15 protein-coding genes are annotated in these 14,284 nt (G+C 71.4%); 11 read left to right on the top strand and 4 right to left on the bottom strand.

All coding sequences use genetic code 11. The features are described from left to right. Positions 1 to 75 precede the first annotated feature (75 nt). The 6 genes from ACLZN2_RS32535 (at position 76) to ACLZN2_RS32510 (ending at position 4,102) form a co-directional block, all read left to right on the top strand. Positions 76 to 1,212: an SEC-C metal-binding domain-containing protein gene (locus tag ACLZN2_RS32535; RefSeq protein ID WP_416982988.1), complete on the top strand. Its 1,137-nt coding sequence runs from the start codon at positions 76 to 78 to the stop codon at positions 1,210 to 1,212. An 84-nt stretch (positions 1,213 to 1,296) separates the two neighbouring features. Further along, positions 1,297 to 1,581 carry a type II toxin-antitoxin system Phd/YefM family antitoxin gene (locus tag ACLZN2_RS32530; protein ID WP_416982987.1) on the top strand — a complete coding sequence of 95 codons (285 nt, stop codon included), beginning with the start codon at positions 1,297 to 1,299 and terminating at the stop codon, positions 1,579 to 1,581. A 5-nt stretch (positions 1,582 to 1,586) separates the two neighbouring features. Continuing rightward, positions 1,587 to 1,973 (top strand): type II toxin-antitoxin system VapC family toxin, encoded by a 387-nt coding sequence (locus ACLZN2_RS32525; protein ID WP_416982986.1) that lies wholly within the window; start codon positions 1,587 to 1,589, stop codon positions 1,971 to 1,973. 181 nt (positions 1,974 to 2,154) lie between these two features. Further along, positions 2,155 to 2,874, top strand: coding sequence for a 3-oxoacyl-[acyl-carrier-protein] reductase (gene fabG, locus ACLZN2_RS32520; protein ID WP_416982985.1), 720 nt, complete (start codon positions 2,155 to 2,157; stop codon positions 2,872 to 2,874). A gap of 5 nt (positions 2,875 to 2,879) precedes the next feature. After that, on the top strand, positions 2,880 to 3,647 hold the full coding sequence (fabI, locus tag ACLZN2_RS32515) for an enoyl-ACP reductase FabI (RefSeq protein ID WP_416982984.1): 768 nt from the start codon (positions 2,880 to 2,882) through the stop codon (positions 3,645 to 3,647). Between the two features lie 125 nt (positions 3,648 to 3,772). After that, positions 3,773 to 4,102, top strand: a complete 330-nt coding sequence (locus tag ACLZN2_RS32510; RefSeq protein ID WP_416982983.1) for a hypothetical protein — start codon at positions 3,773 to 3,775, stop codon at positions 4,100 to 4,102. A 15-nt stretch (positions 4,103 to 4,117) separates the two neighbouring features. On the opposite strand, the gene ACLZN2_RS32505 is transcribed toward ACLZN2_RS32510, so the two are convergent. Beyond that, complete coding sequence (locus tag ACLZN2_RS32505) at positions 4,118 to 4,804, bottom strand: FadR/GntR family transcriptional regulator (RefSeq protein WP_416982982.1); 687 nt, start codon at positions 4,802 to 4,804, stop codon at positions 4,118 to 4,120. 63 nt (positions 4,805 to 4,867) lie between these two features. On the opposite strand from ACLZN2_RS32505, the gene ACLZN2_RS32500 reads away from it, so the two are divergent. The 4 genes from ACLZN2_RS32500 (at position 4,868) to ACLZN2_RS32485 (ending at position 7,396) form a co-directional block, all read left to right on the top strand. After that, positions 4,868 to 6,235 carry a CynX/NimT family MFS transporter gene (locus ACLZN2_RS32500; RefSeq protein ID WP_416982981.1) on the top strand — a complete coding sequence of 456 codons (1,368 nt, stop codon included), beginning with the start codon at positions 4,868 to 4,870 and terminating at the stop codon, positions 6,233 to 6,235. Between the two features lie 44 nt (positions 6,236 to 6,279). After that, the gene (locus ACLZN2_RS32495) at positions 6,280 to 6,393 is read left to right on the top strand and encodes an SGM_5486 family transporter-associated protein (protein WP_416982980.1); all 114 of its coding nucleotides are present in this window, start codon (positions 6,280 to 6,282) and stop codon (positions 6,391 to 6,393) included. A 168-nt stretch (positions 6,394 to 6,561) separates the two neighbouring features. Next, complete coding sequence (locus ACLZN2_RS32490) at positions 6,562 to 6,777, top strand: hypothetical protein (RefSeq protein WP_416982979.1); 216 nt, start codon at positions 6,562 to 6,564, stop codon at positions 6,775 to 6,777. A 100-nt stretch (positions 6,778 to 6,877) separates the two neighbouring features. Then, the gene (locus ACLZN2_RS32485; RefSeq protein WP_416982978.1) at positions 6,878 to 7,396 is read left to right on the top strand and encodes a SixA phosphatase family protein; all 519 of its coding nucleotides are present in this window, start codon (positions 6,878 to 6,880) and stop codon (positions 7,394 to 7,396) included. A gap of 83 nt (positions 7,397 to 7,479) precedes the next feature. On the opposite strand, the gene serB is transcribed toward ACLZN2_RS32485, so the two are convergent. The 3 genes from serB to ACLZN2_RS32470 form a co-directional block, all read right to left on the bottom strand. Beyond that, positions 7,480 to 8,700 (bottom strand): phosphoserine phosphatase SerB, encoded by a 1,221-nt coding sequence (gene serB / locus ACLZN2_RS32480; RefSeq protein WP_416982977.1) that lies wholly within the window; start codon positions 8,698 to 8,700, stop codon positions 7,480 to 7,482. 244 nt (positions 8,701 to 8,944) lie between these two features. Continuing rightward, complete coding sequence (locus ACLZN2_RS32475; RefSeq protein ID WP_416982976.1) at positions 8,945 to 9,349, bottom strand: hypothetical protein; 405 nt, start codon at positions 9,347 to 9,349, stop codon at positions 8,945 to 8,947. A 129-nt stretch (positions 9,350 to 9,478) separates the two neighbouring features. Then, positions 9,479 to 11,467, bottom strand: coding sequence for a streptophobe family protein (locus ACLZN2_RS32470; protein ID WP_416982975.1), 1,989 nt, complete (start codon positions 11,465 to 11,467; stop codon positions 9,479 to 9,481). Positions 11,468 to 11,700: 233 nt separating this feature from the next. Here ACLZN2_RS32470 and ACLZN2_RS32465 point away from each other — a divergent pair, with 233 nt between their 5' ends. Next, positions 11,701 to 14,253 (top strand): FHA domain-containing protein, encoded by a 2,553-nt coding sequence (locus ACLZN2_RS32465; protein WP_416982974.1) that lies wholly within the window; start codon positions 11,701 to 11,703, stop codon positions 14,251 to 14,253. The last annotated feature ends 31 nt before the right edge of the window (positions 14,254 to 14,284 follow it).

Here is a 14,284-nt window from a genome sequence, read left to right as displayed (position 1 = left end):
CCGGCGTACTGCTCGGACGGGTGATCACTCACGGTTCCCCGGTGGTGCCGACCCAGGCCGCACTACGGTGAGTTCATGGCCAGCAAGCGCCGCGTATCCGGCAAGAACAAGAAAACCCGTCGCGCCTCCGTCCCCCGCCAGGTGGCTCGTGTGGCCCTCACTCCCGCTCAGGACGCCGAGGAATGCGAGCGCCTGGCGGAGCAGTACCCCGAGGACAGGGAGGAACTGCTCCGCGAAGCCGCCGACGCCTGGCGGAGCGCGGGAGAACACGACCGTGCCCTGGCACTCTACGAGCGACTGCTCGACCCGGAGTCGGGCGGTTGCCAGGAGCCGGACGTGGTCGACGCGTGGCGCATCCACACACTGTGGGACGCGGGCCGCGAGGACGAGGGCCGCGCCGCGGCCTCCTCGTTCCGCGCGCGGCACCCCAGGGACGCGGAGGCATGGAGCCTCGTCGCCGAGATCTTCGAGTGCGCGGACGAGACGGCGACGAGCGCTGAGTGGTACACGACCGGCGTCACGCACGCCCTCGGCGCCGGCGCTCCGGTGACGGCGGACGTGGTTGAGGACTTCCGTGACTCGTTCGGCCTGAAGCAGCTCCTCATCGGCCGCCACCGCGTGCGGCGCCAGCTCGGTGAGCCCCACGACGACTGGGACGACGTGGCCGACGAACTGCACGAGCGGCGCGCGTCGCCCGTGGTCGGCCGGGTGCGCCCGCTGGACGAACTGCACGACCCGCTCCGCCGGAAAAGGCTGGCTGAGGGAGACCCCACCGCATTGCAGGCCGAGATCGAGCAGCTCGCTGCGGAACTGTACGAAGAGGGAGGAGCGACCACAGGGCCGCTGAAGACGTGCGTCCTGTTCTGGCCGCCGGACGAGTTCGCGCAGCTCCTGGAACGCTGGCCGCCGGTCGTGGACGCGTACGGCGACAACCACCTCGACCACCTCCGGCAGGTCGAACGCACCCTGCGCGAACTGTCGGACCAGGGCGCCGTACACCTGGCAGTCGGGCGGTCCACGGTGAGCGGGCTGGAGGCGCATGTGGACGAGAAGGGCGGATCCCCCGACACGTCGGCCGCTCGCTCCGGGTACGCGGCCGAACTGGCTCGCAAGGGGCAGTCCGTCGACTGGCCGCCGGCCCGCAACGGGCCCTGCTGGTGCGGTTCGGAGCGCAAGTACAAGAAGTGCTGCGGAAATCCCGCGATCGGGTGAATGCCATAGTCAGTGGGCGCTCGGTTGTAGGTACAATTGTGTAGACGTAGGCACAAGGCTCGACCGGGACTGAGGGAGTTGGCTGTGAGCACCATTTCCGTACGCGAGTTCTCGTACAACCCGAGCGCTGTCTTCGCCCGCGTCGAAAAGGGCGAAGCGATCCAGGTCACCCGGCACGGGAACGTGATCGCGATACTGTCGCCGGCCGGCGGGCCCATGGAGCGGTATGCGCACCTGGTGGCGCAAGGAAAGATCAAGCTGAAGCCGGTCACGGCTGCCGACCGGCACAGCATGCCGCACTACGAGGTACGGGAGGACGCCGACCCCGTGGCGCTGCTCCTGGCCGAGCGCGAGGCGGACGACCGTTGATCTACATGGATACCTCGGCGCTGGTCACATGGATGACCCGCCGCAATCACTGGGCCGACCTGGACGCCTTCCTCGATCAGCGAGTCACCGAGCCCCTCGCCGCGAGCACGCTCGGCTTCGTGGAGACCGTACGGACCCTGGATCTCATGGGGCACTTCCCGAAGGCGATGGACGACCTCGATGCGCGGATCACGGAGATCCTCCTCACCCGAGAGGTGCGTGACGGCGCGGCCGTACTGGTCGGGCGCCTGAGAACACTGGACGCGATCCATGTGGCCAGCGCACTGTCCCTGCGTGACGATCTGACCGCACTCGTGACGTACGACCGCAAGATGCTCGAGGTGGCCCGTGCCGAGGGCCTGTCCGTCCATGCCCCCGGAATGGCGGACTGAGGCCGCTCGGCCTGCGTCCGACGACGGGGGGCTGTCTGTGGAAACCCTACAGACAGCGCCCCGTGGCCCTGTCACCCCCGGCTTCGGCACCCGGTACGCCGGACCGATAGGTTTCGAGGGAAGCCGCCTGCCGTCCAGGTCCCGGGCAGGTGTGTCAGATCCCTATGGAAAGGGTGATCCGTTGAGCCGCTCGGTTCTCGTCACCGGAGGAAACCGGGGCATCGGCCTCGCCATCGCCCGCGCGTTCGCCGACGCCGGCGACAAGGTCGCGATCACATACCGTTCTGGCGAACCGCCGCAGGCACTCACCGACTTGGGCTGCCTGGCCGTCAAGTGCGACATCACCGACCCCGAGCAGGTGGAGCAGGCCTACAAGGAGGTCGAGGAGGCGCACGGCCCCGTCGAGGTCCTGATCGCCAACGCCGGCATCACCAAGGACCAGCTCCTGATGCGCATGTCCGAGGAGGACTTCACCTCGGTCGTCGACACCAACCTCACCGGCACCTTCCGCGTCGTCAAGCGCGCCAACCGCGGCATGCTGCGCGCCAAGAAGGGCCGGGTCGTCCTGATCTCCTCGGTCGTCGGCCTCTTCGGCGGTCCCGGCCAGGCCAACTACGCCGCCTCCAAGGCCGGCCTGGTCGGCTTCGCGCGCTCCCTCGCCCGTGAGCTGGGCTCGCGCAACATCACCTTCAACGTCGTCGCACCCGGCTTCGTGGACACCGACATGACCAAGGTGCTCACCGACGAGCAGCGCGAGAACATCGTGAAGCAGGTCCCGCTCGGCCGGTACGCGCAGCCGGAGGAGATCGCCGCGACGGTGCGGTTCCTCGCCTCGGACGACGCCTCGTACATCACTGGAGCCGTCATCCCCGTTGACGGCGGACTGGGAATGGGTCACTGATCACCATGAGCGGAATTCTCGAGGGCAAGCGCGTCCTGATCACCGGTGTGCTGATGGAGTCCTCCATCGCGTTCCACACCGCCAAGCTGGCCCAGGAGCAGGGCGCCGAGATCATCCTGACCGCGTTCCCGCGGCCCACGCTGACCGAGCGCATCGCCAGGAAGCTGCCCAAGCCCACCAAGGTCATCGAGCTCGACGTGACCAACGCCGAGCACCTGGCCCGCCTGGCCGACGTCGTCGGCGAGGAGCTCGGCGGCCTCGACGGCGTCGTGCACTCCATCGGCTTCGCGCCGCAGGACGCGCTCGGCGGCAACTTCCTCAACACGCCGTTCGAGTCCGTCGCCACCGCCATGCACGTCTCGGCGTTCTCGCTGAAGTCGCTGACCATGGCCTGCCTGCCGCTGATGCAGAACGGCGGCTCGGTCGTCGGCCTCACCTTCGACGCGTCCTTCGCCTGGCCGCAGTACGACTGGATGGGCCCGGCCAAGGCCGCCCTGGAGGCCACCAGCCGCTACATCGCGCGCGACCTGGGCAAGCAGAACATCCGCTGCAACCTGGTCTCCGCGGGCCCGCTCGCCTCGATGGCCGCCAAGTCCATCCCGGGCTTCGACGAGCTGGCCTCCGTCTGGGACAACCGTTCCCCGCTGGAGTGGGACCTCAAGGACCCCGAGCCGGCCGGCCGCGGTGTCGTCGCCCTGCTGAGCGACTGGTTCCCGAAGACCACCGGCGAGATCGTCCACGTCGACGGCGGTCTGCACGCCATCGGCGCCTGACGCCACCTTTTCCGTGTCACCCGTCCGGCCTATCCGGCCGGGCGGGACACGCCCGCGAACAGGCACTATGAAGTGCGCGTTCACCCACGCGCCGCCCTCCCCAGCTCTGCCGAGGAGGTTCCCTTGTGCGTCTGTTCCGTGCTCTCGCCCCCGTCACCGCCGCCGTCGCGCTCGTGCTCTGCGCGCCCCATGAGGCGCTGCCCCACGAGCACCCCGAACCCTTCGGCGCGGAGTGCCGCACCACCGTCGACGGCTCCCATGTCGTCGCCCATTGCCACAACCCCTACGCCGACACCGACCGCGTCACCCTGCACATCGAGTGCGCGCGCTGGTGGGACCTCGACACCGACGGCACCCCCGTCGACGCCGGCCCCGCCCGGACGGTACGGCTCACCGGGCGCTGCTGGAAGGAGGTCGGCAGGGCCTGGGTCACCCACCAGAAGGTGAACGGATGATCACCGGCAGGCCGGTCAGGCGGTCCCGGTGATCCGGCCCGGGCGGCAGGACAAGGGATAGCCGGCCGCCTCCGCCGCGGCCGTCTCCGCGTCGCCCGCGCGGATCGCGTCCATCAGCCGCGTGTGGTCCATGTACGTCTCCGGCGTCAGCTCGTCGCCGACGTCCTCGCGCAACCAGTCCCGCAGCACCTCGCCCAGGTCGGCGTGGAGCGCGGTCATGACGTCGTTGTGGGAGGCGGCCACCACCGCGAGATGGAAGGTCGCGTCGGCCGCCACGAAGGCCTCCGCGTCCCCCGACTGCCAGGCCTCCTCACGACGCGAGAGCAGCGCGTCCAGCTGCTTGAGGTCCTTCTCCGTGCGCCGCTCGGCCGCCAGCCGTGCCGCCCCCGACTCCAGGTTGGACCGCAGCTCGGCGATGTGCCGGGGGTCGGCGCCCGCGAATCGCCGGTGCATCACGCCCGCCAGCTCACTGGTCGCCACGACGTACGTTCCCGAACCCTGCCGGATGGCCAGCAGCCCGTTGTGCGCGAGGGCGCGGACGGCCTCGCGGACCGTGTTGCGGGCCACACCCAGCTGCTCGACCAGCTCGGGCTCGGTCGGGATCCGCGAGCCGACCGGCCACTCGCCCGAGGTGATCTGGTTGCGCAGCTCGGCGATGACCTGCTCGGAGAGGGCCGAGCGACGGGGATGACTCAGGGGCATGGCACACCTTCGCACAGGGCTGGGGCTGGACGAGTATTCATCCCATGATTCTATGATGGGCCCATGGCGAGCGAGCACACCAGGACGACGACATCCACGCCCACCCGTACGGCGGCGGCAACCGAGCCCCCGCGTGCGGCCACGCACGCGTGGCGTACCCGGCTGCTCATGGCCGGCATCGTGCTGGCCGCGCTCAACCTCCGGCCCGCCATCACCAGCCTCGGCGCGCTCCTGGAGGAGGTCCGCGACGGGCTCGGCATGAGCGGCAGCACGGCCGGCCTCCTCACCTCCGTGCCCCCGCTGTGCTTCGCCGTGTTCGGTGTCACGGCCCCGCGCCTGGCCCGCCGCTTCGGCCCGGGCGCGGTGGTGTGCGCGGGCATGGTGGCGATCACGACCGGCCTGCTCATACGGCCGTACACGGGCGGCACGGCCGGGTTCCTGGCCGCCAGCGCCCTCGCCCTGATGGGCATCGCCGTCAGCAACGTCCTGATGCCCGTCATCATCAAGCGGCACTTCCCCGACCGGGTCGGCTCCATGACCGGCCTCTACTCGATGGCCCTCGCTCTCGGCACGTCCTCGGCCGCCGCGCTCACCGTGCCCCTGACCGGAGCCCTGGGCGGCGGCTGGCGCCCCGGCCTCGCCCTGTGGGCGGCCCTGGCGGCGGCGGCCGTACTGCCGTGGCTGGCGTTCGTACGGCAGCGGCGGGGGGCGCCCGGCACTGCGGGGACTGCGCCCGGCCTGGCAGGGACTGCGCCCGGCCTGGCGGGGGCTGCGCCCGGCCCGGCGGGGTCAGCGCTCGGGGAACCGGCCGCCCCGCACGCGCGCGTGGAGCGGCCGGACGGACCGCGCATCACCCGCAGCCGCACCGCCTGGGCACTCGCCGTCTTCTTCGGCCTCCAGGCCACCGCCGCCTACATCACCATGGGCTGGATGGCGCAGATCTTCCGGGACGCGGGCGTGTCCGCGGGCGAGTCCGGTCTGCTGCTCGCCGTCACCATGGCGATGGGCGTGCCCCTGGCCTACGTCATCCCGCGCGTCGCCTCCCGGCTGCCGCAGCAGGGCCCGATCGCCGTCGTGCTCGGCGTCTGCGGCCTCGTCGGCTATGCCGGTCTGTATCTGGCGCCCGCCGGGGGAGCCTGGGCCTGGGCCGTGCTGCTCGGCGTCGCCAACTGTGCCTTTCCGCTGGCCCTCACGATGGTCGGTATGCGCGCCAGGACCGGCGCGGGCGTGGCCCGGCTGTCCGCCTTCGCCCAGAGCGCCGGCTATCTGATCTCGATGCCCGGCCCGCTGCTGGTCGGCGTGCTCTACCAGCACAGCGGCGGCTGGGGGCTGCCCCTCGCCCTGATGGCGGCGCTGATGCTCCCGCAGATGGCCGCGGGCGTACTGGCGGGCCGCCCCGGCACGGTCGAGGACGAGTCCGCGGCCCGCTGACCCCCGGCGGCCTCGCGGCGGACGGCGGGTGCGAGACTGGGCGCATGGTGCTCGACCCGAACCCCCAGAACGGCCAGAAGAAGATGCTGATCGTCTTCGGCACGTTCCTCGCCATCTTCGTGATCATCGCCGTCATCGCGACGATCGCCGCGCCCTGACGATCGCCGCGCCCTGACGGTGGGGTTAACCCCCCTGTCCCCTAGGGGGTGAGGGTCAGGGTCAAGTGGGTGGATCACCGGATGGGCCGGGGGACGCCGATTCCGTAGCTTCGAGATGTGGCCGCGCGACGCGGACCACCGACCGCTCGAAGACGACCGGAGGCATCCATGTCGGCCCCTGTGCTCACCCGGCCCCGCCCGACCGCCGCCCCGGCCCGGGTCGACACCCGGCTGCCCTGGTGGGCCCTCGCCCTGCCGGTCCTCGCCTTCATCACCCTGTTCGTCCTGATACTGAACCCGTCCGACGCCCACGCCGCCACCGGTGACCCGGCGATCACCCACCTCGTCGAGCGCGTGCAGCGACTGCTCGCGCGCCAGCCGTGACGAGCACGCCCCGGACGCACTCCACACACCCGGGGCGAGCGGCGAAGCCCCATGTCAACTCCCTGCGCCCCATGGCCTGTTTCATGCGAAGCTGGGACTCATGAGCGTCGCAGAACCCCGCAGGATCGTCCTCTTCCGGCATGCGAAAGCCGACTGGCCACAGATGAACGACCACGACCGCCCGCTCGCCGAGCGGGGCCGGACGGACGCCGCCGTCGCCGGGCGCAGACTGGCCGACAGCGGCATTCCCCTCGACCTGGCGCTGTGCTCCACCGCGGTCCGGACCAGGGAGACGTGGAAGCTCGCCGTCCACGAGCTGCCGCACCGGCCGAAAACGGTCTACGAGGAGCGGATCTACGAGGCCTCCCCGGGCGAGCTGATCGCCCTGCTCAACGAGACCCCGGACGACGTGCACAACGTCATCCTGATCGGCCACAACCCGGGCGTCCACGCCCTCACCGACATCCTGACCGACTCGGCCGACAGCGAGGCGCGCGAGCGGATGGCCCGCCGCGGCTTCCCGGCCTCCTCCTTCGCCGTCCTCACCTTCGACGGCTCCTGGAAGTCCCTGGAGCCCGCCGTGGCCACGCTGACCGACTACTGGACGCCCGCCGAGTAGGTGTCCGGCCTGCGCGAGGGCCCGGCACCACAGCGGCACCGGGCCCTCTCCGACCTACGAGGCCCTCCTCGTCGTACGAACGGCTACTCCGTGTGGGTCTCCGCCGCCTCGACCTCTTCGCGCGTGATGCCCAGCAGATACAGGACGGTGTCGAGGAACGGCACGTTCACCGCCGTGTGCGCCGCCTCGCGCACCACCGGCTTGGCGTTGAAGGCCACCCCGAGACCGGCCGCGTTCAGCATGTCCAGGTCGTTGGCGCCGTCACCGATCGCCACCGTCTGCGACAGCGGTACGCCCGCCTCGGCGGCGAAGCGGCGCAGCAGCCGCGCCTTGCCCGCACGGTCCACGATCTCGCCGGTGACCCGGCCGGTGAGTCGCCCGTCGACGATCTCCAGCGTGTTCGCCTGGGCGAAGTCCAGCCCCAGCCGCTCCTTCAGATCGTCGGTGACCTGGGTGAAGCCGCCCGAGACGACCCCCACCTGGTAGCCGAGCCGCTTCAGCGTACGGATCAGCGTGCGCGCGCCCGGCGTCAGCCGGACCTCGGCGCGCACCTTGTCCACCACCGAGGCGTCCAGCCCCTCCAGCAGCGCCACCCGCGCGTGCAGCGACTGCTCGAAGTCCAGCTCACCGCGCATCGCGGCCGCCGTCACCTCGGCGACCTTGTCCTCGCAGCCGGCGTGCGCGGCGAAGAGCTCGATCACCTCGTCCTGGATCAGGGTCGAGTCGACGTCCATGACGACCAACCGCTGGGCACGCCGGTGAAGCCCCGCGTCCACGACGGCGACATCCACCCCGAGCGCCCGCGCGTCCGTGACCAGCGCGGTGCGCAGCGGCTCGGTCTCCACACCGGAGATCGCGAACTCAACGGCCGTGACCGGATACTTGGCGAGCCGGAAGATACGGTCGATGTTGCCGCCGGCCTTGGTGATCTTGGCGGCGACCTTGGCCGTGGCCTCCGCGGTCAGCGGGTGGCCGAGGACGGTGACCAGGGAGCGACCGAGACCGCGCGGGCGGTTGTCGCCGAGACCCGAGATGATCTCTGCCTGCATCTTGATCGACTCGGCCCAGTTGTGGACCGTGCGGCGGAGGTCCCCCTCCATCGACCGGGGCGGCGCGGTCACAAGCGCGCACAGCACCATCCGGCCACGGGTGACCACCTGCTCGATGTCGACCACGTCGACGGAGTAGGCCGCGAGGGTGTCGAAAAGACCGGCCGTGATGCCCGGCCTGTCCTTGCCGAAGATCTTGACAAGGAGCGTGGGGACATCAGAGGCCGCGGTCGGCGAAGTCTGTGAAGCTCTCATGATGTATCCCACCGTATCCGGCACCCCGTGCCTTTCGCCGCAGAGGTCCGTCTAGCGGACACGGAACAGTAGGCGAACCGGCGATGTCGGTTTTGTGAAGCTCCCCGCCCGCCGCAGCGCCGCCCACCAAGCCCGCCCGCCCGGCCGACCGCGGGACCGCTCGCCGAGCCGGTAGCCCAGCTGGTCGCGGCAGTGGTCACGGAGCCAGTCGCCCAGCCGGTCGCCGAGCCGGTCGTGGAAGCAGTCACTGAGCCGCGCCGAGTCGGCCGCGGAGCGAGTCACTGAGCCGACCGCGGGACCGCTCGCCGAGCCGGTTGCCCAGCCGTTCGTGGGACCGGTCGCGGAGCGAGTCACTGAGCCGACCGCGGGACCGCTCGCCCAGCCGGTCGCCGAGCCGGTCGTGGAAGCAGTCACCGAGCCGCGCCGGGTCGGCCGCGGAGCGAGTCACTGAGCCGTGTGCCGAGCCGGTCGCCGGGCTGGAGGTGGGACCGGCCGTCGAGCCCCGGTTGCCCAGCCGTTCGTGGGACCGGTCGCGGAGCGAGTCACTGAGCCGACCGCGGGACCGCTCGCCGAGCCGGTTGCCCAGCTGGTCGCCGAACCGGTCACGGAGCCAGTCGCCCAGCCGGTCGCCGAGCCGACGGTGGGACACGTCGCGGAGCCAGTCACTGAGCCGTGCGCCGAGCCGGTCGCCGAGCCAGCCGCGGACTGGTCACCGAACCGGCCGCGGAACTGGTCGCGGAGCTGGGCACCGAGCCTGATGCCGAGCCGGTCGAGCCGGTCACCGGGGTCGCTTGGGTCGTTTCGGTGGTGGTGGGGGAGGGGGCGGCGGAGGTGGAGGCGGCCCGTCGTCCCCTGAGGGACCCCCCGGCCAGCGAGGACCTGACCCGACCGGCCCCACGACGGTCGGAGCGCCATAGACGTCCCCCTGCCCTTTGTCTCCCCGCCGCTCGCCCCGCCGCTGACCGGCCCGGGACTCACCCGGCTCCTGTCCGGGCCCCGACGGGGACCCGCCGGGCCGAGGGCTCCCGTGAGACCCTGGCCGGCCGCCTTCGCCGCGCCCCTCCCCGGACGCGGGCCCACCCGGTCGGCCGCCTCGGTACCGCCGCCCCGGTCCACCCGCCCCGCCGGGCTGCTCGCCGGGGCGCGCGTCCTGCGGCTCCCGCAGTTCGTCCGGCACCCGCAGATACGGATTGGTCGCGGGGTTGGGCGCCCGGTACGACGCGTCAGGGGCGTAAGGCCCCGCCTCGGCGCTCGCGTACTCCCGCCGGGCCGGCCTTGGCGTCACGTCACCGAGTGCCAGCGGCGCCGCCCGTCGCCCGGCCGCCCCCGTGACACGCGCCAGCAGCGCACCGGCGGCCCCCGCCCCGGCCCCCCACGCGGCACCGAGAAGCAGCGCCATCCCGAGGTGCCCGCGCAGTTCGAGCCCGGCCCCGAACGCGTCGAACCCCAGCACGGACAGCGAGGCGTCCACGGACAACCCCGTCAGCAGCCCGAGGAAGGGCAGCGCCACCGCGGTCACCACCCCCAGCCGCACGGCACACACCCCGGCGAAACCCCAGACCCCCGTCCCCCTCCCCGACCCGCCGCCGACGAACCGGTCGCCCCCGCCCCCACCACCGCCGGCACCACCGATCCCGACCCCGGCGGCGCCCACGGGCGTCCGCACCGCCACCAGCACCCCCGCGAACAGCATCATCACCGCCGTGGCCACCGCCAGCAGCCACACCCGGCTCTCCAGGTCGGCCAGGCGGCCGAGCGTGACCGGCTGGTCGGTGCCGACGGAGAGGAGCTTGTCGAGCGGGTCCGGCAGGACGTTCGTGAGGGCGCCCGTGGCGCGGCCGTCCCACGGGACGAACAGGCCGATCGAGACGCCCAGCCACACCCCGTTCGGCGCGCCCAGCAGCGCCGCTCCCGCGATCCGTTTCGGATGGTCGTCGCCGATCGCCGCGTACGCCGCCGCGGCGAACCCGGCCGCCACGGCCACCAGCAGCACGGTGACGACGGCGGACACCGCGGGCCGTACCACCCGGTGCACGGCCTCCCAGCCGCGCGGCAGCGGGGTGCGGCGCGAGGCCAGCAGGGCGATCAGCAGGATCCCCGCCGACCAGAGGAGCCCGCCCAGCAGCGTGGGCACCGTGTCGACGGTGAAGCCGACCGCAGCCTTCGCGTCGACCAGATCGCCGATCCGGTCGGGCAGCAGCCCCCCGACGTCACCGAGCCCCGGGATCTCCAGCCCGCCGCCCCCGCCACCCCCGCCTGTGCCGGGCAGGTCGTCCAGCCCCAGCGCGCCCCCGTCGAGCGTGATGACGTCGTGCCCCGCCCAGGCCAGCCCGCCCAGCATCGCCACGAACAGCGCGACCACCGTGCCGACCCGCGCGAGGAGTTCGGCCGGCGCGATCACAACTCCGGCCGCCCGCAGGGACCGTAGGAAGAACCAGGACAACAGCAGGGCGCCGACCAGGCTCACCCCCAATGGCGTGATCTCGATCGCGGTGTTCGCTTCGGCCCCCGTCAGGCCGAAGGCCGAGACATCGCCCGACGGCGTGACCGAGCCGCCCGCCCCCAGCGCCACCACGGCCGCCGTCATCGGGCCCAACGAGCCCGCCGCGTCCGCCCCGAGCAGATGCAGACCCAGCGCCGCCGTCCCCGCCATCCCGATCAACGCCCAGCTCACGGCGGCGATCGCGGCCAGCGCCACGTCCACCCACGGCACGCCACGGCCGTACCCCGCGCGCCCGTTGCTGTCCACCCCTGTGCCGGCACTCATGCAGACCCCCCGATCCGCGGTGCGGTTCGGCGAAGATCGCCGTATCCGTCCCCCTCGCGTGCGTTTACCACTCTCCGGGGCGTTTTCAACCCCGTCAACGGCAACGGCCGATGTGCTCGCGCAAGCTCGTCACGAGGCCCGACTTTCGGTCAGGGGGCCGCAACTGAAATAGTTCCCGACGTTGTTCGACATCCCTACACTCCCTGTGACGGGGGTAACTCGGGGGACTACTCATGGGGTATGGAGTGCCGGAACTCGTACTGGAATTGAACGGACGTACCTGGACGCTCGATCCGTCCAGGCCATACACCCTCGGACGTGATCCGCAGGGGGACATCGTGTTCGAGGACGCCAGGGTCTCCTGGCGTCACGCCACGGTCAGCTTCAACGGCAGCAGTTGGGTCGTCGAGGACCACGGCAGCACGAACGGCACGTTCGCGCAGGGGCAGCGGATCACCCGGCTGGAGATCGGCCCCGGCTCGGCGCTGCACCTGGGCAACGCCAACGACGGCCCGCGCGTGACCCTTTCGGGAGCGCAGGCGCCCGTCGCGCAGCCCGCGGCGCGGCCTCAGCAGCAGCCGTACGCCGCGCAGGCCGCGAACCCCGGCTGGGCCGGGCAGCAGGCACCCCAGCCACCGGCCGGGCAGGCCGGCTGGCAGCCGCCGCAGCAGGCCGCGCCGCAGGTCCCGCAACAGCAGGGGCCGAACGAGCAGTACGCGCAGAAGGTGTCCGGTGGGGGCGCGGGGGCGCCGCCGGTCTACGGAGACCGCAGCCCGACCACGTTCCACCAGTTCTCCATCGGCCACGTCATGCGCATCGGCCGTGCCCTGGAGAACGACCTGGTCGTCTCCGACCTCCAGGTCTCCCGCAACCACGCCGAGTTCCGCTCCATGCCCGACGGCAGCATGGAGATCCGCGACCTCGGCTCGCACAACGGCACCTACGTCAACGGTCAGCCGATCGCCAAGGGCGGCACGCAGCTCCTGGGCCCGGCGGACATCGTCGGCGTCGGCCACTCGACGTTCCGGATCGTCGGCGACCGGCTCGAGGAGTTCGTCGACACCGGTGAGGTCTCCTTCTCCGCGCGCCACCTCACCGTCACGGTCGACGGCGGCAAGCAGATCCTCAAGGACGTCTCCTTCGGCGTTCCGGAGAAGTCGCTGATCGCGGTCATCGGACCGTCCGGTTCCGGCAAGTCGACGCTGCTCAAGGCGTTGACCGGCTACCGCCCGGCCAACCAGGGCGATGTCCTCTACGACAACCGGAACCTGTACAAGCAGTTCGCCGAGCTGCGCCAGCGCATCGGTCTCGTCCCGCAGGACGACATCCTGCACAAGGAACTGACCGTCAAGAAGGCCCTCAAGTACGCGGCCAAGCTCCGCTTCCCGGCCGACACCACGACCGCCGAGCGCGAGGCCCGCATCGACGAGGTGCTGCGCGAGCTGAAGCTGGACATCCACAAGGAGAAGAAGGTCACCTCCCTCTCCGGCGGCCAGCGCAAGCGCGTCTCCGTGGCCCTGGAGCTGCTCACCAAGCCGTCCCTGATCTTCCTGGACGAGCCGACCTCCGGCCTCGACCCGGGCATGGACCGCGACGTCATGCAGCTGCTGCGCGGGCTCGCCGACGACGGCCGCACCGTCCTCGTCGTCACCCACTCGGTGGCCGAGCTGGCGCTGTGCGACAAGCTGCTGGTGATGGCGCCGGGCGGCGCGGTCGCCTACTTCGGCCCGCCCGAGGAGGCGCTGAACTTCTTCGGCTACGACACCTGGGCCGATGTCTTCTCCGCCTTCGAGAACTACCGCGACTACGACTGGGCGGGCCGCTGGAAGGGCTCGCAGCACTACCAGATGTACGCCGCGGACATCGACGCCGTCGCGCCGCAGTCCGTACAGATGCCGCCCATGCAGGCCATGAGGCCGCCGAAGCCGCAGGGCTGGATGTCGCAGTTCATGACGCTGGTGCGCCGCTACACCTCGGTCATCGCGTCGGACAAGGGCTTCCTCGCCCTGTCGGTGATCCTGCCGGTCGTCCTCGGCTCGGTGAGCCTGCTCATCGATTCCGGCAACAGCCTGCTGCCCAACCCGGTCAACCCCAAGAGCGGCCGGATCATCCCCAACGGCACGGCCACCACCGTGCTGCTGATCCTCGCGGTCGGCGCCTGCTTCGCGGGCGCGGCGAACTCCGTCCGTGAGCTGATCAAGGAACGGGTCATCTACGAGCGTGAGCGCGCCACCGGCCTGTCGCGCTCGGCGTACCTGATGTCCAAGGTGTTCGTGCTCGGCCTGGTCACCGTGTTCCAGGGGCTGCTGGTCGGCGTCATCGGCTTCTCCAGCCGGGAGATCCCGCAGGAGGGGCTGATCCTCACCAACGCCCCGCTGGTGGAGCTGTGCCTGCCGATCATGGCGCTGGGCTTCACCTCGATGATGTTCGGCCTGATCATCTCCTCGCTGGTGAAGACGGCTGAAAAGACCATGCCGCTGCTGGTCATGTTCGCGATCATCCAGGTGGTGTTCACCGGCTGTCTGTTCGCCCTGAACGGCTCGATCGGCGTCAACGAGTTCTCGTACCTGATGCCCTCGCGCTGGGCGGTCGGTGCGGCCGGCGCCACGCTGGACTTCAACAAGATCAGCCCGCCCAAGGACGGCGGCGACACCGACCCGCTGTGGGAGCACACCGTCGGCGCCTGGAGCCTGGACATGATCGCCCTGATCGCCCTCGGTGTGATCTGCGGCTTCTTCGTGGCCCGCTTCCTGCGCCGGCACGAGCCCGAGGTCATGCGCAAGTAGTCCGTCCCGCACGCACGCCGAAGGGCGGCAC

The organism is Streptomyces sp. T028 (assembly GCF_048159505.1).
GTDB lineage: Bacteria > Actinomycetota > Actinomycetes > Streptomycetales > Streptomycetaceae > Streptomyces.
Note: the sequence above shows the minus strand (reverse complement) of the source record. Positions and strands in the feature narration are given on the sequence as shown.

Bases quoted from the DNA above. Each gene is read 5' to 3' on its own strand.
- fabI (WP_416982984.1), top strand. From the start codon at position 2,880: ATGAGCGGAATTCTCGAGGGCAAGCGCGTCCTGATCACCGGTGTGCTG.
- ACLZN2_RS32525 (WP_416982986.1), top strand. From the start codon at position 1,587: ATGGATACCTCGGCGCTGGTCACATGGATGACCCGCCGCAATCACTGG.
- ACLZN2_RS32535 (WP_416982988.1), top strand. From the start codon at position 76: ATGGCCAGCAAGCGCCGCGTATCCGGCAAGAACAAGAAAACCCGTCGC.
- ACLZN2_RS32505 (WP_416982982.1), bottom strand. From the start codon at position 4,804: ATGCCCCTGAGTCATCCCCGTCGCTCGGCCCTCTCCGAGCAGGTCATC.
- ACLZN2_RS32495 (WP_416982980.1), top strand. From the start codon at position 6,280: ATGGTGCTCGACCCGAACCCCCAGAACGGCCAGAAGAAGATGCTGATC.
- ACLZN2_RS32500 (WP_416982981.1), top strand. From the start codon at position 4,868: ATGGCGAGCGAGCACACCAGGACGACGACATCCACGCCCACCCGTACG.
- ACLZN2_RS32470 (WP_416982975.1), bottom strand. From the start codon at position 11,467: ATGAGTGCCGGCACAGGGGTGGACAGCAACGGGCGCGCGGGGTACGGC.
- ACLZN2_RS32490 (WP_416982979.1), top strand. From the start codon at position 6,562: ATGTCGGCCCCTGTGCTCACCCGGCCCCGCCCGACCGCCGCCCCGGCC.
- ACLZN2_RS32485 (WP_416982978.1), top strand. From the start codon at position 6,878: ATGAGCGTCGCAGAACCCCGCAGGATCGTCCTCTTCCGGCATGCGAAA.
- serB (WP_416982977.1), bottom strand. From the start codon at position 8,700: ATGAGAGCTTCACAGACTTCGCCGACCGCGGCCTCTGATGTCCCCACG.
- ACLZN2_RS32465 (WP_416982974.1), top strand. From the start codon at position 11,701: ATGGGGTATGGAGTGCCGGAACTCGTACTGGAATTGAACGGACGTACC.